Annotated in this window: 23 protein-coding genes and 1 pseudogene; 11 read left to right on the top strand and 13 right to left on the bottom strand. The window is 72.8% G+C overall.

The genetic code is table 11. The features are described from left to right. Window positions 1–1,119 carry an NAD(P)/FAD-dependent oxidoreductase gene (locus tag AMK16_RS37020; protein ID WP_073909012.1) on the top strand — a complete coding sequence of 373 codons (1,119 nt, stop codon included), beginning with the start codon at window positions 1–3 and terminating at the stop codon, window positions 1,117–1,119. A gap of 86 nt (window positions 1,120–1,205) precedes the next feature. On the opposite strand, the gene AMK16_RS04960 is transcribed toward AMK16_RS37020, so the two are convergent. Continuing rightward, on the bottom strand, window positions 1,206–2,279 hold the full coding sequence (locus AMK16_RS04960) for an ATP-dependent DNA ligase (protein WP_073909010.1): 1,074 nt from the start codon (window positions 2,277–2,279) through the stop codon (window positions 1,206–1,208). A gap of 75 nt (window positions 2,280–2,354) precedes the next feature. Between AMK16_RS04960 and ligD the strand changes: the two genes are divergently transcribed. Then, window positions 2,355–3,374 (top strand): non-homologous end-joining DNA ligase, encoded by a 1,020-nt coding sequence (ligD, locus tag AMK16_RS04955; RefSeq protein WP_073910501.1) that lies wholly within the window; start codon window positions 2,355–2,357, stop codon window positions 3,372–3,374. Between the two features lie 134 nt (window positions 3,375–3,508). Continuing rightward, entirely contained in the window at window positions 3,509–3,778 is a 270-nt protein-coding gene (locus AMK16_RS04950; protein WP_073910498.1) for a WhiB family transcriptional regulator, read from the top strand. Here the strand turns inward: AMK16_RS04950 and AMK16_RS04945 are convergent, their stop codons facing one another. From AMK16_RS04945 to AMK16_RS04915, 7 genes are all read right to left on the bottom strand, one after another. Next, complete coding sequence (locus AMK16_RS04945) at window positions 3,779–4,366, bottom strand: hypothetical protein (RefSeq protein WP_073909007.1); 588 nt, start codon at window positions 4,364–4,366, stop codon at window positions 3,779–3,781. It abuts the gene before it with no gap. Continuing rightward, a complete protein-coding gene (locus AMK16_RS04940; protein ID WP_073909004.1) occupies window positions 4,363–4,845 on the bottom strand; it encodes a hypothetical protein in 483 nt (160 codons plus the stop codon). The genes AMK16_RS04945 and AMK16_RS04940 overlap by 4 nt, the downstream gene beginning before the upstream one ends. Window positions 4,846–4,973: 128 nt before the next feature. Next, on the bottom strand, window positions 4,974–6,107 hold the full coding sequence (locus tag AMK16_RS04935) for a hypothetical protein (RefSeq protein WP_073909002.1): 1,134 nt from the start codon (window positions 6,105–6,107) through the stop codon (window positions 4,974–4,976). Then, window positions 6,100–6,402 carry a hypothetical protein gene (locus AMK16_RS34865; protein WP_073908999.1) on the bottom strand — a complete coding sequence of 101 codons (303 nt, stop codon included), beginning with the start codon at window positions 6,400–6,402 and terminating at the stop codon, window positions 6,100–6,102. Before AMK16_RS34865 ends, AMK16_RS04935 begins: the two co-directional genes overlap by 8 nt. A 72-nt stretch (window positions 6,403–6,474) precedes the next feature. Then, complete coding sequence (locus tag AMK16_RS04925) at window positions 6,475–7,446, bottom strand: acyl-ACP desaturase (RefSeq protein ID WP_073908997.1); 972 nt, start codon at window positions 7,444–7,446, stop codon at window positions 6,475–6,477. Between the two features lie 242 nt (window positions 7,447–7,688). Continuing rightward, on the bottom strand, window positions 7,689–9,329 hold the full coding sequence (locus tag AMK16_RS04920; RefSeq protein WP_073908994.1) for an ABC-F family ATP-binding cassette domain-containing protein: 1,641 nt from the start codon (window positions 9,327–9,329) through the stop codon (window positions 7,689–7,691). Between the two features lie 233 nt (window positions 9,330–9,562). Then, a complete protein-coding gene (locus AMK16_RS04915) occupies window positions 9,563–9,979 on the bottom strand; it encodes an SsgA family sporulation/cell division regulator (RefSeq protein WP_073908991.1) in 417 nt (138 codons plus the stop codon). A gap of 446 nt (window positions 9,980–10,425) precedes the next feature. Here AMK16_RS04915 and AMK16_RS04910 point away from each other — a divergent pair, with 446 nt between their 5' ends. After that, window positions 10,426–11,505, top strand: coding sequence for a WD40/YVTN/BNR-like repeat-containing protein (locus tag AMK16_RS04910; RefSeq protein WP_073910495.1), 1,080 nt, complete (start codon window positions 10,426–10,428; stop codon window positions 11,503–11,505). Window positions 11,506–11,555: 50 nt separating this feature from the next. Here the strand turns inward: AMK16_RS04910 and AMK16_RS04905 are convergent, their stop codons facing one another. Further along, the gene (locus AMK16_RS04905) at window positions 11,556–12,032 is read right to left on the bottom strand and encodes a GNAT family N-acetyltransferase (protein ID WP_073908988.1); all 477 of its coding nucleotides are present in this window, start codon (window positions 12,030–12,032) and stop codon (window positions 11,556–11,558) included. 157 nt (window positions 12,033–12,189) lie between these two features. After that, the gene (locus AMK16_RS04900) at window positions 12,190–12,489 is read right to left on the bottom strand and encodes a YciI family protein (protein WP_073908986.1); all 300 of its coding nucleotides are present in this window, start codon (window positions 12,487–12,489) and stop codon (window positions 12,190–12,192) included. 26 nt (window positions 12,490–12,515) lie between these two features. On the opposite strand from AMK16_RS04900, the gene AMK16_RS04895 reads away from it, so the two are divergent. Further along, window positions 12,516–13,214, top strand: coding sequence for an endonuclease V (locus AMK16_RS04895; protein ID WP_073908983.1), 699 nt, complete (start codon window positions 12,516–12,518; stop codon window positions 13,212–13,214). Between the two features lie 264 nt (window positions 13,215–13,478). Here the strand turns inward: AMK16_RS04895 and AMK16_RS04890 are convergent, their stop codons facing one another. Next, window positions 13,479–14,678 (bottom strand): saccharopine dehydrogenase family protein, encoded by a 1,200-nt coding sequence (locus AMK16_RS04890; RefSeq protein ID WP_073908981.1) that lies wholly within the window; start codon window positions 14,676–14,678, stop codon window positions 13,479–13,481. An 802-nt stretch (window positions 14,679–15,480) separates the two neighbouring features. Here AMK16_RS04890 and AMK16_RS04885 point away from each other — a divergent pair. The 5 genes and pseudogenes from AMK16_RS04885 (at window position 15,481) to AMK16_RS04865 (ending at window position 22,252) form a co-directional block, all read left to right on the top strand. Further along, entirely contained in the window at window positions 15,481–16,608 is a 1,128-nt protein-coding gene (locus tag AMK16_RS04885; RefSeq protein WP_073908978.1) for a CaiB/BaiF CoA transferase family protein, read from the top strand. Next, a pseudogene (locus AMK16_RS04880) lies at window positions 16,608–17,631 on the top strand (LLM class F420-dependent oxidoreductase). The gene AMK16_RS04885 and the pseudogene AMK16_RS04880 overlap by 1 nt, the downstream one beginning before the upstream one ends. 19 nt (window positions 17,632–17,650) lie before the next feature. After that, a complete protein-coding gene (locus tag AMK16_RS04875; protein ID WP_073908975.1) occupies window positions 17,651–18,793 on the top strand; it encodes an acyl-CoA dehydrogenase family protein in 1,143 nt (380 codons plus the stop codon). A gap of 23 nt (window positions 18,794–18,816) precedes the next feature. Further along, entirely contained in the window at window positions 18,817–20,031 is a 1,215-nt protein-coding gene (locus tag AMK16_RS04870; protein ID WP_073908972.1) for an acetyl-CoA C-acetyltransferase, read from the top strand. A gap of 49 nt (window positions 20,032–20,080) precedes the next feature. Further along, window positions 20,081–22,252 (top strand): 3-hydroxyacyl-CoA dehydrogenase NAD-binding domain-containing protein, encoded by a 2,172-nt coding sequence (locus AMK16_RS04865; RefSeq protein ID WP_073908969.1) that lies wholly within the window; start codon window positions 20,081–20,083, stop codon window positions 22,250–22,252. Between the two features lie 59 nt (window positions 22,253–22,311). Here the strand turns inward: AMK16_RS04865 and AMK16_RS04860 are convergent, their stop codons facing one another. Both AMK16_RS04860 and AMK16_RS04855 read right to left on the bottom strand, forming a co-directional pair. Next, window positions 22,312–23,610, bottom strand: a complete 1,299-nt coding sequence (locus tag AMK16_RS04860) for an SGNH/GDSL hydrolase family protein (RefSeq protein ID WP_107417045.1) — start codon at window positions 23,608–23,610, stop codon at window positions 22,312–22,314. Between the two features lie 51 nt (window positions 23,611–23,661). Then, the gene (locus AMK16_RS04855) at window positions 23,662–24,399 is read right to left on the bottom strand and encodes a MerR family transcriptional regulator (protein ID WP_073908967.1); all 738 of its coding nucleotides are present in this window, start codon (window positions 24,397–24,399) and stop codon (window positions 23,662–23,664) included. An 85-nt stretch (window positions 24,400–24,484) separates the two neighbouring features. Between AMK16_RS04855 and AMK16_RS04850 the strand changes: the two genes are divergently transcribed. Continuing rightward, entirely contained in the window at window positions 24,485–26,335 is a 1,851-nt protein-coding gene (locus AMK16_RS04850; RefSeq protein ID WP_073908964.1) for an AMP-dependent synthetase/ligase, read from the top strand. The last annotated feature ends 40 nt before the right edge of the window (window positions 26,336–26,375 follow it).

The following is a 26,375-nucleotide window of genomic DNA, read 5'->3' as shown; positions in this document are numbered from 1 at the left end:
ATGGACGACGACGCGCTGACGAACCGTTTCGACTTCGAGGTGGCGGTGGTGGGCGGCGGCGCCGCGGGGCTCGCGGGGGCCCTGGCCCTGGTCCGGGCCCGCCGCTCCGTGCTGGTGATCGACTCCGGCGGCCCGCGCAACGCTCCCGCCGCGCACGTGCACGGGTACCTCGGCCTCGACGGCGAGGACCCGGCCGGCTTCCTGGCCAGGGGCAGGGCGGAGGTCACCGGTTACGGCGGCCGGATCCGGCCGGGCCGCGCGGTCGCCGCGGACCGGCTGCCCGGTGGGGGTTTCCTGGTCCGCTGCGGGGACGGCTCGACGGTCCGGGCCTCGCGGCTGCTGGTGGCCACGGGCCTGGTGGACGAATTGCCGGCCGTCCCGGGGCTGCGGGAGCGCTGGGGGCGGGACGTGCTGCACTGCCCGTACTGCCACGGCTGGGAGGTACGGGACCAGGCCGTCGCGGTGCTGGCCGACGGGCCCCTCGCGGTGCACCAGGCGGGGTTGTGGCGGCAGTGGACCCGGCGGATCACCCTGCTGTCGCACACCTGGCGGCTCACCGACGCGGAACGGGAGTTGCTGGCCGCCCGCGGGGTCGCGGTGGCGGAGGGCGAGGTGACCGGGATCCTGACCGGGGCGGACGGCGGGAGCGGGAGCGGGGGCGGGAGCGGAGGGGCGCACGGCGGGAGCGGGAGCGGAGGGGCGGACGACGGGGCCGGTGGCGGGGGGAGGGCGAGGGCCGGGGGCGGGGACCGGCTGACCGGGATGAGCCTGGCCGGCGGTGGCACCGTGGCGTGCCGGGCGCTCGTGGTGGCCCCCCGCTTCACCGCCCGCTCCGGGGTGCTGACCGGTCTGGGCCTGCCCACGACCGCCCTGGAACGGGACGGCCACATACTCGGCACCTGTGTCGAGTCCGACCCGCTGACCGGGGCGACCGCACTGCCGGGAGTCTGGGCCGCCGGGAACGTGACCGCTCCCATGGAGAAGGTCGCGGGCGCCGTCGCCCAGGGGGAGCGCGCCGGCGTCGCCGTCAATGCCGACCTGATCGAGGCGGAGACGGCCCGGGAGCTGGCGGCGTACCGGGCGGCGCGGCGCGCCGACGGGGGCGCGGCAAGCTCCTGAGGGGCCGGCGCGGGGTGCGGGGCGCGGAGGGGCGCCGAGCGGGGTGGGGGCGGGGGGCGGGCGGGCGAGGAGGTCAGCGGAATCGGTCAGTCGGCCGGGGGCGCTCCGAGCACCTCGGCGAGGTCGTAGCCCACGACCTCCTCCAACTGGGCGTAGGTGCAGCTCTCCGGCGCCCGGTCGGGCCGCCAGCGGCGGAACTGCGCGGTGTGCCGGAAACGGTCCCCCTCCATGTGGTCGTACGCCACCTCGACGACCCGCTCCGGGCGCAGCGGGACCCAGGACAGGTCCTTCTTCCCGGTCCAGCGGCTCTGCGCACCGGGGAGCCGGGCGCTCTCGTGCGCGGACTCCTCCGCCCAGGCCGCCCACGGATGGCCCTGGGGGTCCGGCATGCGCAGCGGTTCGAGCTCCTCGACGAGCTCGGCGCGGCGCTTCATGGGGAAGGCGGCGCACACGCCGACGTGCTGGAGGGTGCCCCGGGTGTCGTGCAGGCCCAGCAGCAGTGATCCGATGATCGGACCGCTCTTGTGGAAGCGGAAACCCGCGACGACGACATCGGCCGTACGCTCGTGCTTGATCTTGTACATGACCCGGGCATCGGGCCGGTAGGGGAGGTCGAGCGGCTTGGCGACCACCCCGTCCAGCCCGGCGCCCTCGAACTGTTCGAACCACTGCTGCGCGAGCGCGGGGTCGGTGGTGGCGGGCGCGAGGTGAACGGGGGGCCGAGCGGTGGAGAGGGACCGCTTCAGGGCGGCGCGGCGCTCGGCGAGCGGGGTGGCGAGGAGCGCCTCGTCGCCGAGCGCGAGCAGGTCGAAGGCGACGAAGCTGGCGGGAGTGGTCGTCGCCAGCATCTTCACGCGCGAAGCGGCGGGGTGGATCCGCTCCGTCAGCCGGTCGAAGTCGAGACGCCCACCGTGGACGATCACGATCTCGCCGTCCACGACGCAGCGGGCGGGCAGGTTCTCCTTCAGGGCCGCCACCAGCTCCGGGAAGTACCGGGTCAGGCTCTTGCCCGTGCGGCTGCCGATTTCGATCTCGTCCCCGTCACGGTGCACGACGGCCCGGAAGCCGTCCCACTTGGCCTCGTACTGCATGCCCGGCGGGATCTTGGCCACCGACTTGGCGAGCATCGGCTTCACGGGGGGCATCACCGGCAGATCCATACCTGAGATTCTGCGGTGGTCCGCCCGGCCCCGCCCGGTGTGCGCGGCCGGCCGGACCCGCCTACCGTGGCGCACATGGGTGCTGCGGGCAATGCCATCGAGCTTGAGGCGGGCGGCCGCAAGGTGCGGTTGTCCAATCCGGACAAGGTCTACTTCCCGGAGCGCGGCCTCACCAAGCGGGACGTGGCCGAGTACTACCTGGCCGTCGCGGAGGGGATCACGCGCGCCCTGCACAACCGGCCGACGACCCTCGAACGGTTCCCGGACGGGGTGGAAGGCGAGTCCTTCTTCCAGAAGCGGGCGCCGAAGAACCTGCCCGACTGGATCCCGACCGCCCACATCGCCTTTCCGAGCGGCCGCACGGCCGACGAAATCTGCCCGACGGAGCCGGCCGCCGTGCTGTGGGCCGCCAATCTGGGCTGCCTCACCTTCCACCCCTGGCCGGTGCGGCGCGAGGACACCGACCGCCCCGACGAACTGCGCATCGACCTCGACCCGCAGCCGGGCACCGACTACCGCCACGCGGTGGCGGCCGCGCACGAACTGCGGGCCCTGCTCGACGAGGTGGGCCTGCTGGGCTGGCCCAAAACCTCGGGAGGCCGCGGCCTGCACGTCTTCGTACCGATCGCACCGCGCTGGACCTTCACCGAGGTCCGCAGGTGCGCCATCGCGCTGGGCCGGGAACTGGAACGCCGGATGCCGGGCAAGGTCACCACTGCCTGGTGGAAGGAGGAACGCGGCGAGCGGATCTTCGTCGACTACAACCAGACGGCCCGGGACCGCACGATCGCCTCCGCCTACTCCGTCCGCCCCCGCCCGCACGCCCCGGTGTCGGCCCCGCTGCGCTGGGACGAGGTGGACGACGCCGAGCCGCGCGACTTCGACATCGTCACGATGCCGGCCCGCTTCGCCGAACTGGGCGACCTGCGCGCCGACATGGACGACCACGCCTTCGCCCTGGACGCCGTCCTGGAGCTCGCGGACCGCCAGGAACAGGACCACGGCCTGGGCGACATGCCCTACCCGCCGGATTACCCGAAGATGCCGGGCGAACCGAAACGGGTCCAGCCGAGCCGCGCGAAACAAGCGGACTGAGGCCGGCCGGCAACCGCCCGGCTACCGCCCGAACCCGCTGTCAGTGGTGGGTGGGATGCTGGGGAGGGCGGATGCGGTGGGGTGTTGATCAGGCGTTGATCGGACGTCCATCCTGGCGGGTCAGTATCTCCCGCATGTCGATGAACACCACTGCAACCCACACGGCCGACACCGCCGAGACCGCGGACGCCGCCTGGTACGAACTCGCCCTGTGCGCTCAGACGGGGCCGGGCTTCTTCTTCCCGGAGCCGGGGTCTTCGCTGCGCGACGCGAAGCGGTTGTGTGGGGCGTGCGAGGGGAGGGTGGCGTGCCTGGAGTACGCGCTGGCCAACGACGAGCGCTTCGGCGTCTGGGGCGGCCTGTCCGAATCCGAACGCCAGGCCCTCCGCTCGGGCCGCGGCTGATCAGGTCTGCGTCGCCTTGCCGTTCCGCCGCACCAGCCCCACCCGGCGGGCCAGCCCGTCATCCCCACCGACCCACCCGTCCGGGACCACCTTGTCGGGCACAACCCGAACGGGGTAATGCCCCCCGACGGGCGACACGACCCCCCCGAACCGGGGATCCCCCGCGAACCAGATCCGGTCCGGCTGGTCGTTCTCCCGTTCGGCCAGGTTGACGGGGAAAGGGACGATCCGGAGCGTGGCTGTGAAGTCCTCCTGAAAACGGACGAGGATCGTCGAGGGGCTCCCGGTGACGTAGGGAACGTGCCGACACGGCAGCTCACGCCAGGGGTAGGACCGGAGGATCGCCTCGACACGAAGACGTCTGAGATAGGTGATGGCGACCCACGGCAACCAGGGGAGGGATCCGATGATAATCACCAAGAAGGCGACCACGCCGTCGGGGAACTTCCCGAGACCGAGGCACCCCACGGCAAGGAGGAATGGCACACTCAGGCTGACCAGTTGGATGGTGCGTCTCCTGGCCAGCCGCTTGTAGCCGCTGACAGTTCGCGGGTTGTCCCATGCCACTTTGGCGAGCTGAAGTCTCACTGGAGCACCTCCAGAATGCGTGAGGTAGCAGGCGGACCGGGCGGCGCGGGCTTGGGTTCTGGGTCGGAGAAGCTGATGGTGTGTGTGATCGCTTCGATGATTTCGGTGTACGAGTCCAAGTACTGCAACGCCGCGCTGGTCAGGTCCAGTACGAGGAAGTGCAGCCCATCCGCGTGGGCCGTTGTGACTTTGGCCTGAAATAGTGGTTGCTCGATTCCAGGAACAGAAATCGTTCCGGCGACCAAGTAGCACGGAAGCTCAGAGGGCAGGTCGACAATCCGGCGCGTCGAGCTCTTCCACAGGGGGGACCGTGCGGCCGCGAGTGCCTCTCGGGCCACGGTCAGGTGCAGCCTGGAAGGCTCGGCAGGCCGGATCGCCAGGGAGAACAGCGACGAGGACAACCCTGTGATCCCGTCAGGGTGCATCCCGAGCGCGGCGTGTACGACATCATGCCTGGCGAGCTGGTCCAAGCCGTCCATGAGCTGCGCTAGCTCCTGTTGGGCAACCGGGCTGTCGAAGGCGCCCGCAACGGCGTCCAGTAGGCCGCGATCGCTCGCTGAGATGTCGTGAAAGCCTGGGGGCAGTCGGAACCAAACGGGTGGTGCGCTCACGGCGTGATCACCGACCAAGCACGGCTCGTCTTCTCCAAGGCCGAAGGGACGTCGTCCAGTACACCTCGGACACCGTCTGCGGCAGTTGACGCGTGCTCGACCGTATCGCTCTCCGGACCGTAGTCGAGCAGAGCCGTCGTCATACCCATGGTGGGAGCGACCATATTGGCGGAGTTCCTGACCGTGGGATTCGTGGACCGCACGCCCCACGTGAGCAACGGGTTCTCGACCTCCTGGATGGCGAGGCCGGTCGACCATGTCGTGCTGCGGAAGGTTTGGGCGCCCGTGCCGAGGCCCGCCAGGGCGCTGGTTTCCGGGGCTGCCGCAAGGGCCGCGCGGGCTGCCGCCGTGCCGGCCTTCGCGCCTGAGGCGACCGCGGCGAGGCCCGGGACCGAGCCCGCGGTGTCGCCGAGGAGGGTCACGCTGCTCTTCCAGAAGTCCGCGTCGAACTCGCCCTTCGTCACACCGTCGACCAACGGCTTGCGAAACTTCGGATCCGCCATGTGCGCCGTCAGGGCCGCCAGGGACAGGCCCCCCGCGACCAGCATCACCGCCAGCCCCGCCGGCGGGCAGAGCAGTGCCACGCCGGCTCCGATCGCGCCCAGGATCGCCGACGCGTTCGACAAGGCGTCGGCCGGGTCGGCGGTGATTTTGTGCCAGATCGAGGACAGCAGGCCCGGTTCCTTCGGGGCCAGGCGGTCCGATGCCGTGTTCAGGGTGTGGGCCACGCGGCGGGCCGCCGCGCTGTGTTCCGCGGCCAGTTCATGGGCCAGGCGGCGGGCGTCCGCCAGCGCCTCCGGGGTCGTCGCGGCCGCGGCCCTGGCCTCGTACCGGGACGCCAGGGCGCGGTGGGCCAGCAGGGTCTCGTGCCACCCCGTGAGCCGGCGGACGGCCTCCGCGAGGGAGGTGTGCGCGGAGCCGAGATAGCGGGGGAGGTCCTGCGACAGGGAGACGCGGAAGGCGGTCGCCGCCTCCCCCTGCCAGGCCGAGCTGTGCGAGACCAGCGCCTTCACCACGCGCGCGGCCTCGCCGAGCGAAGCTGCCGAGGTGGAGAGCCGCTTCGTCAGGGCCAGGACGGCCACCGGATCCCCGGGCGCCGGGTCGAAGCCCAGCGCGGCGTGTTCAGTCATGCGTGGCCGCCGCCTGGCGGAAGGCCACTCGGATGGCCTCCTCCAGCTCCGCGAACTCCGCGGCGCTGCGGTCCACGCCCTCCCGCACCGTTTTGACGCGCTTGGTCAGCTCTCGTGCGCCGTGCGCCCATCTCTTCTGGAAGCCGTCACACGCCTCGTCCAGGTCCGCCGTACCGAGCTGGTCGGCCCGTACGTGGTCCAGCGCGCGCCGGGCGTCCCGCAGGGAGAGCAGCGAGGAGTCCAGCGCGCGGGTCAGACGGGTCAGCTGGTCGATGTCCACCCGGAGCGAGGTCATGACGCGAAACCCTGGCAGAGCGGGGCTCTGCCAGGGCAATCGGCGTCACCCGACCGGGCGAGCGGAAACCGGTCAGGCCTTGCGGGCGGCGATCCGCGCCGCGCGGGCGGCCAGGCGCTCGTCGAACTTGCGCGCCTCGGCGTCCAGGCCGTTCATGAACAGGCCGAGCTCTTCCTGGGCCTTCAGTCCCTCGGGGCCCAGACCGTCGATGTCCATGATCTTCAGGAAGCGGATCACGGGGCTCAGTACGTCGTCGTGGTGGATCCGCAGGTTGTAGACCCCGCCGATCGCCATCTGCGCGGCCATGCGCTCGAAGCCGGGCATGCCGTGTCCGGGCATCCGGAAGCCGACCACGACGTCCCGCACGGCCTTCATGGTCTGGTCCGGGGCGATCTCGAAGGCCGCGCCCAGCAGGTTGCGGTAGAAGACCATGTGCAGGTTCTCGTCCTGCGCGATGCGCGCCAGCATCCGGTCGCAGACCGGGTCACCGGACTGGTGACCGGTGTTGCGGTGCGAGATGCGGGTGGCGAGCTCCTGGAAGGCGACGTACGCCACGGAGTGGAGCATGGAGTGGCGGTTGTCGGACTCGAAGCCCTCCGACATGTGCTGCATCCGGAACGCTTCCAGCTTGTCCGGGTCCACGGCGCGCGAGGCCAGCAGGTAGTCGCGCATCACGATGCCGTGACGGCCCTCCTCGGCCGTCCAGCGGTGCACCCAGGTACCCCAGGCGCCATTGCGGCCGAAAAGGGACGCGATCTCGTGGTGGTAGCTGGGGAGGTTGTCCTCGGTCAGCAGGTTCACGACGAGCGCGATCTTGCCGATCTCGGTGACCTTGGACTGCTCCGGGTCCCACGCTTCGCCGTCCTCGAAGAAGCCGGGGAAGTTGCGGCCGTCGCTCCACGGGACGTACTCGTGGGGCATCCAGTCCTTGGTGACCTTCAGATGGCGGTTGAGCTCCTTCTCGACCACTTCTTCCAGCGCGAACAGCAGCTTGGCGTCCGTCCACGCCTCCGAGCTGCCGAGGTGGGGAGAGGTGATCGTCACGGGTACTCCTGAGTGCAAAAGCGAATTACCTACGGTTCCGTAGCCTACGGAATCGTAGGTTAAGCGCGACATCAAGAGTCAGCCAAGCCCCAGGGGTGGCTATGTCTGATTACGTCCGGCTATCTATGCAGTTTAGGAGGGGTCTGAGGGGTGCGAGAAGGGAAAGTCGCCTCGGGCGAGCCGCCTCCCGGGGGGCGCCCCCCGGGAGGCGGCGCCGTCGCCGCGCGCCGTCGGCCGGTGCCTCAGTCGTGCCAGAGCGTGTCGCGGACCTCCTCGGCCGTGGTCGGCCGCAGCTCCCCGTCCAGCATCAGCCACCGGGTGATGCCGATCGACTCCAGGAACGGCACGTCGTGACTGGCCACGACCAGCGCGCCCGCGTACGACTCCAGCGCGTCCGTCAGCTGGCGCACGCTCGACAGGTCCAGGTTGTTCGTCGGTTCGTCCAGCATGAGCAGCTGCGGCGCGGGTTCCGCGAGGAGCAGCGCCGCCAGGGCGGCGCGGAAGCGCTCCCCGCCGGACAGGGTGGCGGCCGGCCGGTCCGCCCGGGCGCCCCGGAAGAGGAAGTGCGCCAGCCGCGCGCGGATCACGTTGTTCGTGGCCTGCGGGGCGAAGCGGGCCACGTTCTCCACCACCGAACGGCTCTCGTCGAGCACGTCCAGCCGCTGCGGCAGGAAGCGGGTGCTCACATGGGTCTGTGCCGTTCCGGACTCCGGTGCGAGCCGCCCCGCGATCGTGCGCAGGAGGGTGGTCTTCCCCGAACCGTTGCGGCCCACCAGCGCGATCCGCTCCGGCCCGCGCAGCTCCCACTCGCCCGGCACGGCCGCGCCGTGGACCAGGCGCAGATCGCTCAGCGTCAGCACGCGCCGCCCCGGTGGCACCTGGGTGGCGGGCAGCTCGATCCGGATGGCGTCGTCGTCGCGCACCGCCTCCGCCGCGTGGTCCAGCCGTTCCCTGGCCTGGGCCAGCCTCTCGGTGTGCAGGGTGCGGTGCTTGCCGGCCGACTCCTGCGCCGCCCTCTTGCGGGCGTTCATCACGATCTTCGGCTCGCGCTTGGTGTCGTACATCTTCTGGCCGTACCGCTTGCGCCGGGCCAGTTTGACCTGTGCGTCGGCCAGTTCGCGCTTCTGTCGCTGCACATCGGCCTCGGCGACCCGCACCATCCGCTCGGCCGCCTCCTGCTCGGCGCCCAGCAGTTCCTCGTAGTCCGTGAAATTCCCGCCGTACCAGCGGACTTCGCCGTCGCGCAGGTCGGCGATCTGGTCGACCCGCTCCAGCAGTTCCCGGTCGTGGCTCACCAGGACCATCACACCGGTCCAGGATTCCACCGCCGCGTACAGGCGGCCGCGGGCCCGCAGGTCCAGGTTGTTGGTGGGCTCGTCCAGCAGCAGGACGTCGGGGCGCGCCAGCAGCAGGGCGGCCAGCCGCAGCAACACGCCTTCGCCGCCGGAGAGTTCGCCGACCGTGCGGTCCAGGCCGATCCGGCCGAGGCCGAGCTGGTCGAGCGTGGCGAGGGCCCGCTCCTCGACGTCCCAGTCGTCGCCCACGGCGGAGAAGTTCGCCGCGGTGGCCTCACCCGCCTCGATGGCGTGCAGGGCGGCCCGGGCCGCGTGGATGCCGAGCGCCTGGTCCACGCGCAGCGCGGTGTCGAGGGTGGCGTTCTGCGGGAGGTACCCGACCGTGCCCGACACGGACAATTGGCCCTCGGTGGGCGTGAGTTCTCCGGCCAGGAGTCTCAACAGGGTGGACTTGCCGCAGCCGTTGAGTCCGATCAGACCGGTACGGCCGGGGCCCACGGCCAGGTGGAACCCGTCGAAGACGGGGGTGCCGTCGGGCCAGTCGAAGGAGAGGGAGGAGCAGGTGACGAAGGAAGGGGCGTTACTCATGGAGGCCTCCAGGTTGCGTGAATGGTGCGTGCAACGCGGGGAGACAGCCGACTTCCGTCCCCGGGACGGGGAGGGTGGCGATGAGTGCCACGGCGGTGGCCGGTGTCTCGACCTCAGACGAGCAATGTCCTGCTCCGTTCGACGGCAATGGGGCGTCTTCGAAGCTACGGGCCGCCGCAGCCGCCCGCAATCGAATTACGAGCCTCCTGGCGGGCCGGGGCGACGCCGGGCAGTCAGCAGGTGTCGCGCAGCAGCCGGGCCAGGCTGTGGTCCATGTCGAGGTAGAGGTGCTCCAGCCCGGGCGGGACGACGGTGGAGGCCCGCTCCAGGAAGCGGTGCAGCTCGGACGTCACCATCAGGACGATCGCCACGCCCTCGGGGGCGTGGAACTCGATGGTGGTCCGGTCGGCGTCGTACGGCCGCACCCGCACGTCACCGCAGCCCGACGGGCACTCCAGCCCCGACTCCAGCAGCTCGCGCGAGAACGTCCACGACACCTCGACCCCCTCCAGCGTGGCCGGGGCGGGAAAGGCCATGCGCACCGCGAAGGGATCCGCCCGGTCGTAGCAGAGGGTGACGGGCACGGTGTCGACCTTCGGCGCGGTGGCGACCAGACGGGCCTGTACGGCCTGCTCGATGACAGTGATCAAAGCTCACTCCCTTGCGGCGGATCTGCTGCCGGGCTGGGGGGTGGAACCCGGCAACCCGATAGACGCCGGAAACGGCAAATCCGTGCACGGGAGGTGACGTGAGCTGTGTCACCGAGTGTCCGGAAGCGGTCCGTGTGATCGCACAGAGTGATGACAGAGCGGGTGTGGCGGAAGGAGCCCGGGGCGGCAGCCACCGTCCCCGGTCGGTCGCACAAGGGCCGGTTACCGCTCACTCCAACGGGCGCACGGGAGCATCCGGCCGGCCGCCGAGGCGCTCTGGACGGGATATCGGGCGTGCGTTAGCTTCCGGCGCCATGAGACTTCCGGGTGGCATGGGCATGGGCATGGGCATGGGCATGGGCATGGGCATGGGCATGGGCATGGGCATGGGCATGGGCGTGGGCGTGGGCGTGGGCATGGGCGTGGGCGTGGGCGTGGGCGTGGGTATGGGTGTGCGGGCCGGCCTGGCCGCGGCGGTCCTGGTGCTGGGGGTGGCGGCCGCGCCGTCCCGGGCCGCCGATGACGGGACCCCGCGGGAGCTGCGCGGAGCGGGCTGGGCGCTGAAGGACACCGGCACGGCGGCGCGCTTGCGCGGCCTGGCCGCCGTCAGCCGGACCACGGCCTGGGTGGCGGGCACGAAGGGGACCGTCCTGCGCACGGTGGACGGCGGCCGCAGCTGGCAGGACGTCTCGCCGCCCGGCGCCGTCGCGGAAGGCCTGGAGCTGCGCGACGTCGAGGCCCTCGACGCGCGGCGCGCGGTTGCCCTGTCGATCGGCGAGGGAGAGGCCTCCCGGGTGCTGCGCACCGAAGACGGCGGCGCGACCTGGACCGAGACCTTCCGCAACCCCGACCCCCGCGCCTTCTACGACTGCCTGACCTTCTTCGACGCGCGGCACGGCCTGGCGATGAGCGACCCGGTGGACGGCAGGTTCCGCATCCTGTCCACCGACGACGGCGGGCGCACGTGGCGGGTGCTGCCGGGCGAGGGCATGCCGGAGGCGCTGCCCGGTGAGGCGGGCTTCGCGGCGAGCGGCCAGTGCCTGGTCAGTGCGGGCCCGCGGGACGTCTGGCTCGCCACGGGCGGCGGGGCGGCCGCGCGGGTGCTGCACTCCGCCGACCGCGGCCGGACCTGGAGCGCGGCCGACGCGACCGTGCCGGCGGGCGACCCGGCGCGGGGCGTCTTCGCCCTCGCCTTCCGGGACCGTACGAGGGGCCTGGCGGTCGGCGGCGACTACCGCGCCGGGGAGGCATCTCCCGAGGCCGCGGCCGTCTCCTCCGACGGCGGGCGCACGTGGCGCCGGGCGGCGGCCCCGCCGCCGGCCTACCGCTCCGGCGCGGCCTGGTACCCGTACAGCGGCGGCACGGCGCTGGCCGTGGGACCGACCGGCACGGACGTGACCGCGGACGGGGGCCGCACCTGGCGGATTCTGGACGCGGGGTCCTTCGACACGGTCGACTGCGCGCCGGACAGCGGATGCTGGGCCGCGGGCGAGAAGGGGCGGGTGGCACGGCTGGAACGCCGCTGACGGGCTCGCGCGGGAGGACCGCGGGAGGACCGCGGTGGCCGCGCCGGTGGTCAGGCGGTCGGGGAGATCCGGTCCATGCCCGGATAGCGGCCGGTGACGAAGCCCGCCGCCCGGTACACCGGCTCGCCGTCCGCGCTGGCGTGCAGCTGGATGTAGCCGATCCCCAGACCGGACAGCCACTCGACCAGCCCGTCGACGATGCTGCGTCCGTGGCCCCGGCCGCGCGCCGGCCCGTCGGTGACGATCCCGTCGAGGTAGCCCCGGCGACCGTCCGTCCACTGCGGACCGGGCAGGTGGTAGGTGACCCAGGCCATCCCGGTGGCCAGCAGCGGCTCGCCGGGCGCACCGCCCAGGACCAGGCAGCGCACGTCGGCCCGTTCGCCCACGCGCTCGCCGAACCAGTCGCAGGCGCTGCGCCGCCAGGCGGCATCGGCCGGCCCCGGGTCCACTCCCAGCGAGGCGAGGGCGACGGCGCGCAGGCGTATCAGCTCGGGTATGTCTGCGGGGGTGGCGGGGCGGGGCGGCACCGGAGCGTTCTCCTTCGCGGCGAGCGGGCGAGCGGGCGAGCGGGCGAGCGGGCGAGCGGTGGAGGGGCGGAGGGGTGGAGCGGCGGAGCGGGCGACGGGGAGAGCGGGCGACGGGGAGGGCGGGTGATCCGGAGAGGGAACGCGGCGGCGGGAGCGCTCACGCAGCCGGGTTCTCCCGGACCGTCGACAGGTCCGCGGAAGTCTTCGTGGCGATGAACTCCGTGATGCGGTAGGCGCAGACGCCCGCCAGCGTGAAGGGGTCCTCGGCCGCGATCTTCTCGATCTCCGCCCGCGAGAGCCCGCCGGCCAGGATCACGCCTCCCTCACGGGGGACCTTGCGGCCCGACGCCAGGAAGACGCCGGCGGCGTAGTAGCCGTCCAGCCAGGCGAGGTGGGCGTCCATCTGCTCTTCGACGGCTTCGATGGGCGCGGTGTAGGTGAGCTCCATGACGAACATGATCGCCAGGCTACTCTCGCACCATCATGACGAGGACGAAAACCCCCGCAGACGAGGCCGAGGCCCGGGCGATCCAGGACGAACTGCGCCATCACCTCGTGACCACCGAGCCCGGCCCGGCAGCCGGCAGGGGACTGGTCACGGGCGTGGACGTCGCCTACGACGACGCGCGCGACCTGGTCGCCGCCGCCGCCGTGGTGCTCGACGCCGCCACCCTGGAGGTCGTGGAGGAGGCCACCGCCGTCGGACAGGTGAGCTTCCCCTATGTGCCCGGGCTGCTCGCCTTCCGCGAGCTGCCGACCGTACTGGCCGCCCTCGACTCCCTGAACTCCGAGCCCGGTCTCGTCGTCTGCGACGGCTACGGGCTCGCCCACCCCCGCGGTTTCGGCCTGGCCTGCCACCTCGGGGTGGTCACCGGTCTCCCGGCGATCGGCGTCGCGAAGAACCCGTTCACCTTCACCCACGCGGAACCGGGCCCCCGTCGCGGCGACTTCGCCCCACTGCTCGCGGCGGACGGCACCGAGGTCGGACGGGCGCTGCGCACCCAGGACGGCATCAAGCCGGTGTACGTCTCCGTCGGCAACCGCGTCTGCCTGGACAACGCGTGCGCCCACGTCCTCGCGCTCAGCCCGCGCTTCCGGATCCCCGAGACCACCCGGCACGCCGACTCCCTGTGCCGGCGCGCCCTGCGCGAGGCCGCCGGCCAGGTCCGGTCGTCGAAGTAGCGCCGGCGAGGCCCGCGGCGTCCGGTGCCGTGCCTCGCGAGGCGGAGCAGATCCCGATCACCGGGCGGCGCACTGGGGTGCTCCGACAATGCCGGGGGTACCCCCCCCGGCGGTAGCCGGGGGAGAGGTACGGTGCCGGGCGTCGCGGGTCGGGCGTCGCGGGCCGGGCGGGACTTCGAGGGCAGGGCCCGGCCGCGGTTCGACGGCCGGGGGCCCGGAGGGATCGCCCGGGTGCGTGGCGGCCCCGTAGCGGTCGCGGCGACGTCAGCGCGCGTCCGCCACCCGGAAGGTGATGCCGGCCTTCTGCAGACGGGGGATCAGCGCGTCGCCCATCGCCACGGCCGTCGTCAGCTGGCCGGCGGTCTGCGGCAGGGCGTCGTGCGCCAGGCACAGCGCGGACTCCGCCAGCATCTTCGCCGTCTCCCCGTAGCCCGGATCGCCGCCCGAGACCTCGGTGAACACCCGGCGGCCACCGCCCTCGCCGACGAACCGCACCGAGAACCAGCTGCGGGCGCGCCGCTCCGCGTCCGGCCCCTGGCCGGGCTGCCAGCGGTCCATCAGCCACCGCCGGGCCGGCGGCAGCTGGGCCAGGGCCACCGCCGCGCCCAGCGCCGCCGTACCGCCGAACGCGACGGGCAGGTGCTTGACCGAGGCGTAGTGCCGGTAGCGGAAGTCCGGGCCGTACCGCTCCAGGGCGGCCGCCGACCGCGCCACGACCGCCGGGTCCAGGGTGGGCAGCGGCAGCGCCCAGGTGCCGGTCTCCCGGCTGAACCGCGGCGCTCCCACCGGTCCCCGCGCCCGCCGCCCCAGCAGTCGCGGCTCGTGCATCCGGCGGGCCCGCGCGGCCGCCAGGGTCTGGGGGCCGCGGCCCAGCGCGGTCAGCGCGGAGGCCAGGGTCCCGCCGGAGAACAGGGCGTTGGAACGCATGAACCCGTCGACCGTGAGCGGGACGCCCTCGGGCAGCCGGCCGACGGTGAAGTACGCGCCGAGGTCGGCCGGGATCGAGTCGAAACCGCAGGCGTGCACGAGCCGCGCACCCGTTTCCCTCGCCCGCGTGTCGTGCTCGACGTACATCCGGTCCACGAACTCCGGTTCCCCGGTCAGGTCCACGTAGTCCGTGCCCGCCTGGGCGCAGGCGGCGACGAGTTCCGCGCCGTACCAGACGTACGGTCCGACGGTGGTGGCCAGCACCCGCGTGGAGTCGGCCAGTTCGCGCACCGCCGCGGGGTCGGCGGCGTCCGCCCGCAGCAGTGGCAGGGCCGCGCAGGCCGGGTCGGTCGCGGCCAGCCGCTCGCGCAGCCGTTCCAGCTTCGCGAGGTCGCGGCCGGCCAGGGCCCACCGGCACCCGGCGGGTGCGTGCGCGGCGAGGTATTCGGCGGTCAGCGCTCCCACGAACCCGGTGGCCCCGAAGAGCACGATGTCGTAAGGCCGTTGCGGATGGTCCTGTCGGGCCTGTGCGTTCATGACCGCTCCTCAGCTGGTGTCGGGGGCCGAGGCTAGCGTGCGGACGGACCGCCCGCGCGAGCAGGGCGCCGGCGCACGGCGCAGGCGCACGGCCTCGATGTGCCCGCCTGCCCGTGGACCGGTTCGTCGGGCTGACGTCGCCCATGTCGACAGTGTCGACAGTGAGATCGCTACCGGCCGGGAACCTCTGCGGACGTCGCCCCGAAGGTGTCGGTGGTGCCGGCGCCCGGGCAACGGCGACCGAGGGTCCGGTGCCCGGGCGCTCGCGAACACGAGCACCGGCTCGATGCCGCGCGCTGGTGCCCGGGTGGTGAGGTCGGGCGGCGGGGGCGCCCGAGCGCCCCCGCGGCGGGGAAGCCCGGGCCGGGCACCGGCAGGCCCCTCGTATGTGGTGCGCCGGGGCGCCGCCGGAGCCACCGGGGCCAGGCCGGACCAGGCGGGCAGCCCTCGCCGCCGGCCGCCGCGGCCGGCGGCCAGCGGGACGGGCCGACGGGTCGTCCCGCGCCCTGTGCTGGCCGCATGGACGGGCCGCGCGGGCGCAGTGCGCGGGACAGGCCGACGGGCTCCGTGAAGTTCGCGCGGCCACCCCCTAGCGTGAGGACCGGCCGACCGGCCGACCGGCCGACCGACCGACCGACCGGCCGTGCGAGGCCGCCGGAACCTCCGGATCCCGCCGGACCGGCGGGCCGGTCGGGCAAACGGCTAAGCGCTTGCTCTTGTGCTGAGTGGAACGCGTTCCTAGCATCGCTGGTGTTACATCAGTTGTGTCACACAGTCGCACACCAGAAACGCTGGGGGCTCGATGGCAGTGACAGGGAACGGCCCGCTCGCCGGAGTGCGCGTCGTCGAGCTGGCGGGCATCGGCCCGGGCCCGTTCGCCGCCATGCTCCTCGCCGACCTGGGGGCGGACGTCGTACGCGTGGACCGCCCCGGCGGCGGCGGCCTCGCGGTGGATCCGGCCTACGACGTCACCAACCGTAACAAGCGCTCCGTCCTGGTCGACCTGAAGTCCGGGGACGGCCCCGCCCGGGTCCTGGACCTGGCCGCCCGCGCCGACGTCCTCGTCGAGGGCTTCCGCCCCGGGGTCGCCGAGCGCCTCGGCGTCGGGCCCGCCGACTGCCACGCCCGCAACCCGCGGCTGGTCTACGGCCGGATGACCGGCTGGGGCCAGGAGGGCCCGCTCGCCCACACCGCGGGCCACGACATCGCCTACATCGCCGTCACCGGCGCGCTGGGCATGATCGGCGCCCCGGACGCACCCCCGGCCGTCCCCGCCAACCTGGTCGGCGACTACGCGGGCGGCTCCCTCTACCTGGTCATCGGCGTCCTCGCCGCCTTGCAGCACGCCCGGGCCACCGGCGCCGGACAGGTGGTCGACGCGGCCATCGTCGACGGCACCGCGCACCTCACCGCGATGATCCACGGCATGATGGCCGCCGGCGGCTGGCAGGACCGGCGCGGCGCCAACCTGCTCGACGGCGGCTGTCCGTTCTACGGCACCTACGAGACCTCCGACGGCCGGTACATGGCCGTCGGCGCCCTGGAACAACAGTTCTACGAGCAGTTCACCGAGCTGCTCGGCATCGAGGACCAGGCCCCGGCCCGCAAGGACCCGGCCCGGTGGGGCGAGCTGCGGGAGAGCGTCGCCGCCCGCTTCAAGACCCGCACGCGCGAGGAGTGGACGGCGCTCTTCGAGGGCACCGACGCCTGCGTGGCCCCCGTCCTCTCCCTGCGCGAGGCCCCGCACCACCCCCACCTCGCGGCCCGCTCGACCTTCACCGACTTCGGCGGGATCACGCAGCCCGCGCCCGCCCCGCGCTTCTCGGCGACCCCGACCGCCGTCACCGGCGGCCCCGCGCGGCCGGGCGCGCACACCCGGTCGGTGGCGGCCGACTGGGACGTCCCGGCCCTGCTCGGCGAGGAGAGCTGATGGAACTGTCGATGATGCTCGACTACGCCGGCGATCCGCGCCGGGCCGCCGACGAGGCCGCGGCGCTGGAGTCGGCCGGTCTGGACGCCCTGTGGGTCGCCGAGGCGTGGGGATTCGACTCCCCGACGATCATGGGGTACCTCGCCGCCCGCACCGAACGGCTGCAGATCGGCTCGGCGATCCTGAACGTCTACTCGCGCACCCCCGGCCTCATCGCCCAGACGGCCGCCGGCCTGGACGCGCTCTCGCGAGGCAGGGCGCTGCTCGGCCTCGGGGCCTCCGGCCCGCAGGTCGTGGAGGACTGGCACGGCAAGCCGTACGACAAGCCGCTCGGCCGGACCCGCGAGACGGTCGAGCTGTGCCGCCGCATCTGGCGCCGCGAGACGATCGACCACCACGGCATCACCGACATGCCGCTGCCGCCCGGCAAGGGCGGCCGGCACGGCAAGCCGCTGAAGCTCCTCACCCGGCCGGTCCGGGACACCGTGCCCGTCTACATCGCCGCGCTCGGCCCGGCCAACGTGCGCCTGACCGCCGATCGCCGACGGCTGGCTGCCCACCCTCTTCATCCCCGAGAAGGCCCGAGAGGTCTGGGGAGCCCCCCTCGCCGAGGGCGCCGCGAAGCGCGCGCCGGAGCTCGGCGCGCTGCGGACGGTGGCGGGCGGACTGCTCGCCATCGGTCAGGACGCGGCCGCCGCTCGGGACCTCGCCCGCCCGCAGATCGCCCTGTACGTCGGGGGCATGGGCGCGGTCGGCAAGAACTTCTACAACGACCTCGCCGTGGCCTACGGCTACGAGGAGGAGGCCCGCACGATCCAGGAGCTCTACCTGGCCGGCCGCAAGCGCGACGCCGCGGCCGCGGTCCCGGACGAGCTCTGCGAGCTGACCACCCTGTGCGGGCCCGAGGGCTACGTACGCGAGCGGGTCGAGGCCTTCCGCGAGGCGGGCGTCACCATGCTCAACGTCACCCCCGTCGGCCCCGAGCCGGCCCGGCTGATCGAAACCGTCAAGAGCTGGCTGTAGGAGAGAAGAGAGCCGTCTGATGAAGCGCCAGATCTTCGACGCCGACCACGAGGCGTTCCGCGAGACCGTCCGCACCTTCCTGGCCAAGGAGGTGCTGCCGCACTACGAGCAGTGGGAGAAGGACGGCATCGTCAGCCGCGACGCCTGGCTGGCCGCGGGCCGCCAGGGGCTGCTCGGCCTCGCCGTCCCCGAGGAGTACGGGGGCGGCGGGAACACCGACTTCCGCTACGCCGCCGTGATCGCCGAGGAGTTCACGCGGGCCGGCGCCCCCGGGCTCGCCATCGGCCTGCACAACGACATCATCGGCCCGTACCTGACCTCCCTGGCCACGCAGGAGCAGAAACGGCGCTGGCTGCCCGGGTTCTGTTCCGGACGGACGGTCACCGCGATCGCCATGACGGAGCCGGGGGCGGGCTCCGACCTCCAGGGGATCCGCACCAGCGCCGAGGACCGGGGCGACCACTGGGTGCTGAACGGCTCCAAGACCTTCATCTCCAACGGCATCCTGGCCGACCTGGTGATCGTCGTCGCGAAGACCACCCCCGAGGGCGGGGCGCACGGGCTGTCCCTGCTGGTCGTCGAGCGCGGCGCCGAGGGCTTCGAGCGCGGCCGCAACCTCGACAAGATCGGCCAGAAGGCGCAGGACACCGCGGAGCTGTTCTTCCACGACGTACGCGTGCCCAGGGAGAACCTGCTCGGCGAGCTGAACGGCGCCTTCGTCCACCTGATGACCAATCTGGCGCAGGAGCGGATGGGTATCGCGATGGCCGGCATAGCCGCCGCGGAGCACCTGCTGGAGATCACGACCGCGTACGTCAAGGAGCGCGAGGCGTTCGGCCGACCGCTCTCCAAGCTCCAGCACATCCGGTTCGAGATAGCGGAGATGGCCACGGAGTGCGCCGTCACCCGGGCGTTCCTGGACCGGTGCATCGTGGACCACTCCCACGGCGAACTGGACCACGTCCACGCCTCGATGGCCAAGTGGTGGGCCACCGAACTCCAGAAGCGGGTCGCCGACCGCTGTCTGCAACTGCACGGCGGCTACGGGTACATGAGCGAATACCCGGTCGCGCGCGCCTTCACCGACGGACGCATCCAGACCATCTACGGCGGTACGACCGAGATCATGAAAGAGATCATCGGCCGTTCCCTGCTCGGCTAACCTCCCCTCGAAAGGCTTGACCAGTGAGCACCGAAGCTTACGTATACGACGCGATCCGCACCCCGCGCGGCCGCGGCAAGGCCAACGGCGCCCTGCACGGCACCAAGCCGATCGACCTCGTCGTCGGCCTCATCCACGCCCTGCGCGAGCGCAACCCCGGCCTGGACCCCGCCGCCATCGACGACATCGTGCTCGGCGTCGTCGGCCCGGTCGGCGACCAGGGATCCGACATCGCCCGGATCGCGGCCATCGCCGCGGGACTGCCGGACACAGTGGCGGGCGTACAGGAGAACCGCTTCTGCGCCTCCGGCCTGGAGGCGGTCAACATGGCCGCCGCCAAGGTCCGCTCCGGCTGGGAGGACCTGGTCCTGGCGGGCGGCGTCGAATCCATGTCCCGCGTCCCGATGGCCTCCGACGGCGGCGCCTGGTTCGCCGACCCGATGACCAACTGGGACACCGGCTTCGTCCCGCAGGGCATCGGCGCCGACCTGATCGCCACCATCGAGGGCTTCTCCCGGCGCGACGTCGACGAGTACGCCGCCCTGTCCCAGGAGCGGGCGGCCACCGCCGTGAAGGACGGCCGCTTCGCGAAGTCCGTCGTCCCCGTCACCGACCGCAACGGCCTGGTCGTCCTGGACCACGACGAGTTCATCCGCCCCGGCACCACCGCCGACAGCCTCGCCCGGCTGAAGCCCTCCTTCGCCGACATCGGCGACCTCGGCGGCTTCGACGCCGTCGCGCTCCAGAAGTACCACTGGATCGAGAAGATCGACCACGTCCACCACGCCGGCAACTCCTCCGGCATCGTCGACGGCGCCTCGCTCGTCGCCATCGGCACCCGCGAGGCCGGGGAGCGGGGCGGGCTCGTCCCCCGCGCCCGGATCGTCTCCGCCGCCGTCTCCGGCTCCGAGCCCACCATCATGCTCACGGGCCCCGCGCCCGCCACCCGCAAGGCCCTCGCGAAGGCCGGGCTCACCATCGACGACATCGACCTGATCGAGATCAACGAGGCCTTCGCCGGCGTCGTCCTGCGCTTCGTCAAGGACATGGGCGTCTCGCTGGACAAGGTCAACGTCAACGGCGGCGCCATCGCGCTCGGCCACCCGCTCGGCGCCACCGGCGCGATGATCCTCGGCACGATCATCGACGAGCTGGAGCGCCAGGACAAACGCTACGGCCTCGTCACCCTCTGCGTCGGCGGCGGCATGGGCGTGGCGACCATCGTCGAGCGGCTCTGAAGAACGTCCTGCACCCCCTGATCCCCCCTCTCACACGGAAGTAGCGAACATGAGCGAGTCCACCACGATCCGCTGGGAACAGGACGAGACCGGCGTCGTCACCCTGGTCCTCGACGACCCCGGCCAGTCCGCCAACACCATGAACCAGGCCTTCAAGGACTCCATCGAGGCCGTGGCCGACCGGGCCGAGGCCGAGAAGGACTCCATCCGCGGCATCATCTACACCTCCGCCAAGAAGACCTTCTTCGCCGGCGGTGACCTCAAGGACATGATCCGCCTGCGCCCCGGGGACGCGCAGATCGCCTTCGACACCGGCACCGCCATCAAGCGCTCGCTGCGCCGCATCGAGACCCTCGGCAAGCCCGTGGTCGCCGCGATCAACGGGGCCGCCCTGGGCGGCGGCTACGAGATCTGCCTCGCCTCCCACCACCGCGTCGCCCTGGACGCCCCCGGCTCCAAGATCGGCCTGCCCGAGGTCACCCTCGGCCTGCTCCCGGCCGGCGGCGGCGTCACCCGCACCGTGCGCCTGATGGGCATCGCCGACGCGCTGCTCAAGGTCCTGCTCCAGGGCACGCAGTACGACCCGCGGCGCGCTCTGGAGAACGGCCTGGTCCACGAACTGGCCGCCACCCCCGAGGAGATGCTCGCCAAGGCCCGCGCCTTCATCGACGCGAACCCGCAGTCGCAGCAGCCATGGGACGTGCCCGGCTACCGGATCCCGGGCGGTACGCCGTCGAATCCGCGCTTCGCCGCGAACCTCCCCGCTTTCCCGGCCAACCTGAAGAAGCAGCTGAACGGGGCCCCGTACCCGGCTCCGCGCAACATCCTGGCCTGCGCCGTCGAGGGCTCCCAGGTGGACTTCGACACCGCCCTGACCATCGAGGCCCGCTACTTCACCGAGCTGGTGACGGGGCAGACCGCCAAGAACATGATCCAGGCGTTCTTCTTCGACCTCCAGGCCGTCAACGCCGGCCGCAGCCGTCCCCAGGGGATCGAGCCGCGCAGCATCCGCAAGGTCGCCGTTCTCGGCGCCGGCATGATGGGCGCCGGCATCGCCTACTCCTGCGCCCGCGCCGGCATCGAGGTGGTGCTCAAGGACGTCAGCGCCGAGGCCGCCGCCAAGGGCAAGGCGTACTCCGAGAAGCTGCTCGACAAGGCCGTCTCCCGGGGCCGTACCACCGAGGCGCAGCGCGCCGAGCTGCTCGCCCGGATCACCCCGACCGGTGAGGCGGCCGACCTGGCGGGCTGCGACGCCGTCATCGAGGCCGTCTTCGAGGACACCGCCCTCAAGCACCAGGTGTTCCAGGAGGTCCAGGACGTCATCGCCCCCGGCGCGCTGCTCTGCTCCAACACCTCCACGCTGCCCATCACCGGCCTGGCGGAAGGGGTTTCGCGCCCCGCCGACTTCATCGGGCTGCACTTCTTCTCGCCCGTCGACAAGATGCCGCTGGTGGAGATCATCAAGGGTGAGCGCACCGGCGACGAGGCCGTCGCCCGCGCCTTCGACCTGGTCCGCCAGATCAACAAGACCCCGATCGTGGTCAACGACTCGCGGGGCTTCTTCACCTCGCGCGTCATCGGCCAGTTCATCAACGAAGGCGTGGCCATGGTCGGCGAGGGCGTCGAACCCGCCTCCGTGGAGCAGGCGGCCGCCCAGGCCGGCTACCCCGCCAAGGTCCTCTCCCTGATGGACGAGCTCACCCTCACCCTCCCGCGCAAGATCCGCAACGAGACCCGCAAGGCCTTCGAGGCCGAGGGCCGCGCCTGGGCCGAGCACCCCGCCGACCACGTCATCGACCGCATGGTCGACGAGTTCGGCCGTCCGGGGCGCAGCGGCGGGGCCGGCTTCTACGCCTACGACGAGTCGGGCAAGCGTGCGGGCCTCTGGCCGGGCCTGCGCGAACACTTCACCAAGCCCGGGTACGAGATCCCCTTCGAGGACATGAAGGAGCGGATGCTGTTCTCCGAGGCCCTGGACACCGTCCGCTGCCTCGACGAGGGCGTCCTGACCTCCGTCGCCGACGCCAACATCGGCTCGATCATGGGCATCGGCTTCCCGGCCTGGACCGGCGGCGTGATCCAGTACATCAACGGCTACGAGGGCGGCCCGGCGGGCTTCGTGGCCCGTGCGCGCGACCTTGCCGCCACCTACGGCGAGCGCTTCACCCCGCCCGCCTCCCTCGTGGCGAAGGCGGAGCGCGGCGAGACCTACGGCGACTGACGCACGGTGAGGGGGCGGGGAGGCCGGCGGGCCTCCCCGCCCCTCCTGCGCACCTGAGGTCAGAGCGAGTTCAGGTCCACGGCCCCGGCCATCGCCGTGTAGCCCGCGTCCGTGAGGTGGATCCGGTCGGCCTCCAGCACGTACTCGGCCTTGATCTTCGCGCCCGCGGGGTCCGAGGTGTCGGCGAGGACCCGGTCGAAGTCGACGACGCCGTCGTAGGCGCCGCTGGTGCGGATCCAGGTGTTCACGGCGGTCCGCACCTCGTCCCCGGCGCGGGTCCAGGCCGGGCTGCCCAGGTACGGCGGCATCGTGGCGCCGAGGATCCGGACCCCGTGGGCGTGGGCCTCCCGGACGAGCCGCCGGTGCCCGTCGATCAGCTGCTCGGCGGTGACCCGGGGCGTGCCCGCGGTGCAGTGGTCCACCTCCGTGTCCGGCTGGATGATGTCGTTGGTGCCCTGGAGGACGATCACCGTACGGACGTCGGGGCGGCCGAGCGCGTCCCGCCGGAACCGCTCGACGGCGCTCTCGCCGAAGCACTCCGAGCCGGTCAGGACCTTGTTCCCGCCGATGCCCGCGTTCAGCACCGCACGCGGGGTGCCGTCGGCGGCGAGGCGCTCTGCGAGCCGGTCGGGGTAGCGGTGGTTGGCGCCGGGGGTCGAGCCGAAGCCGTCGGTGAGCGAGTCGCCGAAGGCGACGACGGCCCCGCGGCCCGCTTCGCGGCTCGCGCCCGGGTCGGCGCCGTGCACGTCCACACCGGCCAGGTAGTACCAGGACAGGCTCCGGTCCGTGAACGCCTCCGCGGCCGTGTCGCGCCGGTGGTCGCCGGCCGCCCGGTAGCTCGTCGTCATGGCGACGTTGTGGAAGGTGGCCGGACCGGTGGGCCCGCGAAAGTACAGGGTGACCGTGAGCTCCTCGAAGGCCCGCACGGGCAGGCCCACCGGGTCGCTCGACAGCTCCCTGCCGGCCGGGACCGTCACCGGGCCGGCGCCGCCGAACCGCAGCGCGCGCACCGTGTCCTGCCGGACGGCGGCGCCCCCGGCGCTGCGGGCGACCGTCGCGCCGGTGAGCCGCAGCGGGGTCCTGCCGTGGACGTTGGTGAGCCGGATCCGCACCTCGTCGCCGGCCGCCCCGACCCGCACCACCTGACGCACGGACTGGTCGGTGAAGCCCGCCTCCGACCAGTTGGGATACCAGGGGGTGTGGGCGGGGGCCTGAGGGGAGGCGGCCCAGGCGCTGTGCCAGGGCCCGCCGGCCCGGGTCCCGCCGGCGGTGAGCGCGGCGGCGGGGGTGGTGGTGGCGGTCGCGGCCAGCAGCGCGGCGGCGAGCGGGAGGGCGAGGGCGATCCTGTTCGTGTTCACGTCTCCCTGACCCGCGACCAGGGCGCGGTGTGACAGCCCCGGGGAGATTCCTCAGGCGTCCCGGCCGTCACCGGAGACGAACGCCGCCCGCAGCTCCTCCCTCAGGGACCGCTGGAAGGCCGTCACCAGCGCCTGCACCACCATCGGCTGCATGTGCGCCGACAGCGCCTTCATCGACTCCACCCGCTCCGGGTCGCTCTCGCCCTTGGTGAACGGCCCCCACACCTCGTCCCGGAACAACGCCGTCAGCTCGTGCGCCGCCGAACGGGTGTGCTCCACCAGCACGGTGCGCGCCGCCAGGATCGTCTCGTGGGCGATCGGCACGTCCAGCAGCGCGACCCCCAGCCGCAGCAGCCCCATGTCGACCCGGAAGCCGTCCCCCGACGCGGCGAGCACGTTCATCGCCGTCAGCCGTCGCACGTCGGCGTCCGACAGGCTCCGGCCCGCCCGCTTCTCCAGCTCGGCGCGGGAGGCCTCCTGGGCCCGGTCCGGGGCCCAACTGGCCACCATGGCGCGGTGGATGGCCAGGTCGTGGGCGCTCAGGTCGTCCGGCAGGGCGTCCAGATAGCGCTCGATGGCCGACAGCGTCATGCCCTGGTGCTGCAACTCCTCGATGAGCGCCAGCCGGGAGAGGTGCTCCGGGCCGTAGTGCCCCACCCGGCGCGGGCCGATCACGGGAGGGGGCAAAAGCCCGCGCGTGCTGTAGAACCGTACGGTACGGACGGTGACGCCCGCCCTGGCCGCCAGCTCGTCGACGGTGAGCATCGGCTCGGGTGCCTGGTCGGCCATCGTCTGCGCCTCGCTCTCTGCTCCACAGCTTGGGTTCAACAGTATTGCTGTCGCACCAACGATGTGAAACGGCCAGGAGCTGCCCATGCCCACCGAACTGCGACTGCCCGGACGACCCGGGGAGATCACCCTCCCCGCCCTGCTGGCCCGCAACGCCGCCGAACACGCGACCCGTCCCGCCCTCTCCTGGCGATCGGGGCCCGCGGCGGCGCAGTGGACGACCCTCACCTGGAGCGAGGTACGCCGCCAGGTCGCCTTCCTCTCCTCCGGTTACGCCGCCCTCGGCGTCGGGCGCGGCGACCACGTACTGCTGATGATGGGCAACCGCCCCGAGCACTGGCTCAGCGACCTCGCCCTCGTCCACCTCGGCGCCGTCCCCGTCACCGTGTACGGGACCTCCGCCCCCGAGCAGGTCGCCCACATCGCCCGCCACAGCCGGGCCAGGGTCGCCGTCGTCGAGGGCGCCCGCGAACTGGGCCGGTGGGAACCGCTGCTGGCCGACCCCTCGGTGCCGCTGGAGCGGCTGGTCGTGGCCGAGCCGGCCGAAGCCGGCCCGCACCGCACCTACGGCTCCCTGTACGCGAGCGGCGCCCGCACCCACCGCCCCGACGCCTTCGAGAAGGCGTGGCAGGAGGGCCGGCCCGAGGATCCGCTGACGGTCGTCTACACCTCCGGCACCACCGGCGACCCCAAGGGCGTCCGCCTCACCCACCGCAACCTGCTTCTCCAGGCCGTCCGCCTCGACCGGCACGTGGACCTGCCCGAACACGCCGAGCACCTGTGCTACCTCCCCTTCGCGCACATCGCCGAACGGCTCCTGGGCATCTACCTGCCGCTGCTGCGCGCCGCGCACGTGCGGCTGTGCGCCGACCCCGCCGCCGTCTCCGGGGCGGTCCGCGAACTGCACCCCGTGCAGTTCTTCGGCGTGCCCCGCGTGTGGGAGAAGCTCGCCGCCTCCGTACGGGCCGTGCTCGCGCAGCTCCCCGCGCAGCAGCGCGCCGCCATCGGGGCGGCCAACGAGCTGGCGAGGGCCCGGGCCGGCCACCGGGAGCGCGGCGAGGCGATACCGGCGGCCCTGGAAGCCTCGTACGGCCGCGCGAAGGAGCGGGTGCTGGACCCGCTGCTGGGCCTGGCCGGCCTGGACCGGCTGGTGTGGACGGCCAGCGCCACCGCGCCGATGCCCATCGACGTGGTCCGCTTCTGGGCGGGCTGGGGGATCACCATCATGGACGCCTGGGGGCTGACCGAGACCTCCGGTGTGTGCACGGTCAACAGCCCGGACGCCTTCCGTCTCGGCTCGGTGGGCCGCCCGATCGAGGGGCTGGAGCTGAAGGTCGCCGAGGACGGGGAGGTCCTCACGCGCGGCGATACCGTCTTCGGCGGCTACCTGCGGCCCGACGGCTCGGTGGAGGGCGCCACGGACGCCGACGGGTGGTTCGCGACCGGGGACGTCGGCCGGCTCGACGAGGACGGGTTCCTCTGGCTGACCGACCGCAAGAAAGAGCTGATCATCACCTCGACCGGCAAGAACGTCTCGCCGGCGCTGGTGGAGAACACGGTCAAGGAACACCCGCTGATCGGCCAGGCCCTGGTCCACGGCGACGGCCGGTCCTATCTGGTCGCGCTGCTGGTGCTGGACCCGGAGCTGGCCCCCGCCTGGGCCGCCGCCCGGGGCATCGAAGCCGCCTCGCCCGGCGCGCTCGCCGCCCTCGCCGCGCACCCTGTCGTACGGGAGGAGATCGCCCGCGCCGTCGAGGCGGCCAACGCGCGGCTCAACCGTACCGAGCAGATCAAGCGGTACCGGGTGCTGACCGAGGAGTGGGGCCCCGAGAGCGGGGAGCTCACCCCCTCGCTGAAGCTGCGCCGCCGGGTGGTCAGGGAGAAGTACGGGGCGCTGATCGAGGGGCTGTACGAGGAGCCCGGCCGGGACGGCTGAGATCGCCGGCCCGGCGCGGCGGTGACCGGCCGGATCGGCG

Origin of the sequence: Streptomyces sp. CB00455 (assembly GCF_001905445.1) — a bacterium.
Classification (GTDB): domain Bacteria; phylum Actinomycetota; class Actinomycetes; order Streptomycetales; family Streptomycetaceae; genus Streptomyces.
This window is presented reverse-complemented; position numbering and strand designations above follow the sequence as displayed.

What these genes read in the sequence shown, in the direction of transcription:
- AMK16_RS37020 (WP_073909012.1), top strand. Translation starts at nt 1, where the DNA reads ATGGACGACGACGCGCTGACGAACCGTTTCGACTTCGAGGTGGCGGTG.
- AMK16_RS04960 (WP_073909010.1), bottom strand. Translation starts at nt 2,279, where the DNA reads ATGGATCTGCCGGTGATGCCCCCCGTGAAGCCGATGCTCGCCAAGTCG.
- ligD (WP_073910501.1), top strand. Translation starts at nt 2,355, where the DNA reads ATGGGTGCTGCGGGCAATGCCATCGAGCTTGAGGCGGGCGGCCGCAAG.
- AMK16_RS04950 (WP_073910498.1), top strand. Translation starts at nt 3,509, where the DNA reads ATGTCGATGAACACCACTGCAACCCACACGGCCGACACCGCCGAGACC.
- AMK16_RS04940 (WP_073909004.1), bottom strand. Translation starts at nt 4,845, where the DNA reads ATGGACGGCTTGGACCAGCTCGCCAGGCATGATGTCGTACACGCCGCG.
- AMK16_RS04935 (WP_073909002.1), bottom strand. Translation starts at nt 6,107, where the DNA reads ATGACTGAACACGCCGCGCTGGGCTTCGACCCGGCGCCCGGGGATCCG.
- AMK16_RS34865 (WP_073908999.1), bottom strand. Translation starts at nt 6,402, where the DNA reads ATGACCTCGCTCCGGGTGGACATCGACCAGCTGACCCGTCTGACCCGC.
- AMK16_RS04920 (WP_073908994.1), bottom strand. Translation starts at nt 9,329, where the DNA reads ATGAGTAACGCCCCTTCCTTCGTCACCTGCTCCTCCCTCTCCTTCGAC.
- AMK16_RS04910 (WP_073910495.1), top strand. Translation starts at nt 10,426, where the DNA reads ATGGGTGTGCGGGCCGGCCTGGCCGCGGCGGTCCTGGTGCTGGGGGTG.
- AMK16_RS04900 (WP_073908986.1), bottom strand. Translation starts at nt 12,489, where the DNA reads ATGTTCGTCATGGAGCTCACCTACACCGCGCCCATCGAAGCCGTCGAA.
- AMK16_RS04895 (WP_073908983.1), top strand. Translation starts at nt 12,516, where the DNA reads ATGACGAGGACGAAAACCCCCGCAGACGAGGCCGAGGCCCGGGCGATC.
- AMK16_RS04890 (WP_073908981.1), bottom strand. Translation starts at nt 14,678, where the DNA reads ATGAACGCACAGGCCCGACAGGACCATCCGCAACGGCCTTACGACATC.
- AMK16_RS04885 (WP_073908978.1), top strand. Translation starts at nt 15,481, where the DNA reads ATGGCAGTGACAGGGAACGGCCCGCTCGCCGGAGTGCGCGTCGTCGAG.
- AMK16_RS04875 (WP_073908975.1), top strand. Translation starts at nt 17,651, where the DNA reads ATGAAGCGCCAGATCTTCGACGCCGACCACGAGGCGTTCCGCGAGACC.
- AMK16_RS04865 (WP_073908969.1), top strand. Translation starts at nt 20,081, where the DNA reads ATGAGCGAGTCCACCACGATCCGCTGGGAACAGGACGAGACCGGCGTC.
- AMK16_RS04855 (WP_073908967.1), bottom strand. Translation starts at nt 24,399, where the DNA reads ATGGCCGACCAGGCACCCGAGCCGATGCTCACCGTCGACGAGCTGGCG.
- AMK16_RS04850 (WP_073908964.1), top strand. Translation starts at nt 24,485, where the DNA reads ATGCCCACCGAACTGCGACTGCCCGGACGACCCGGGGAGATCACCCTC.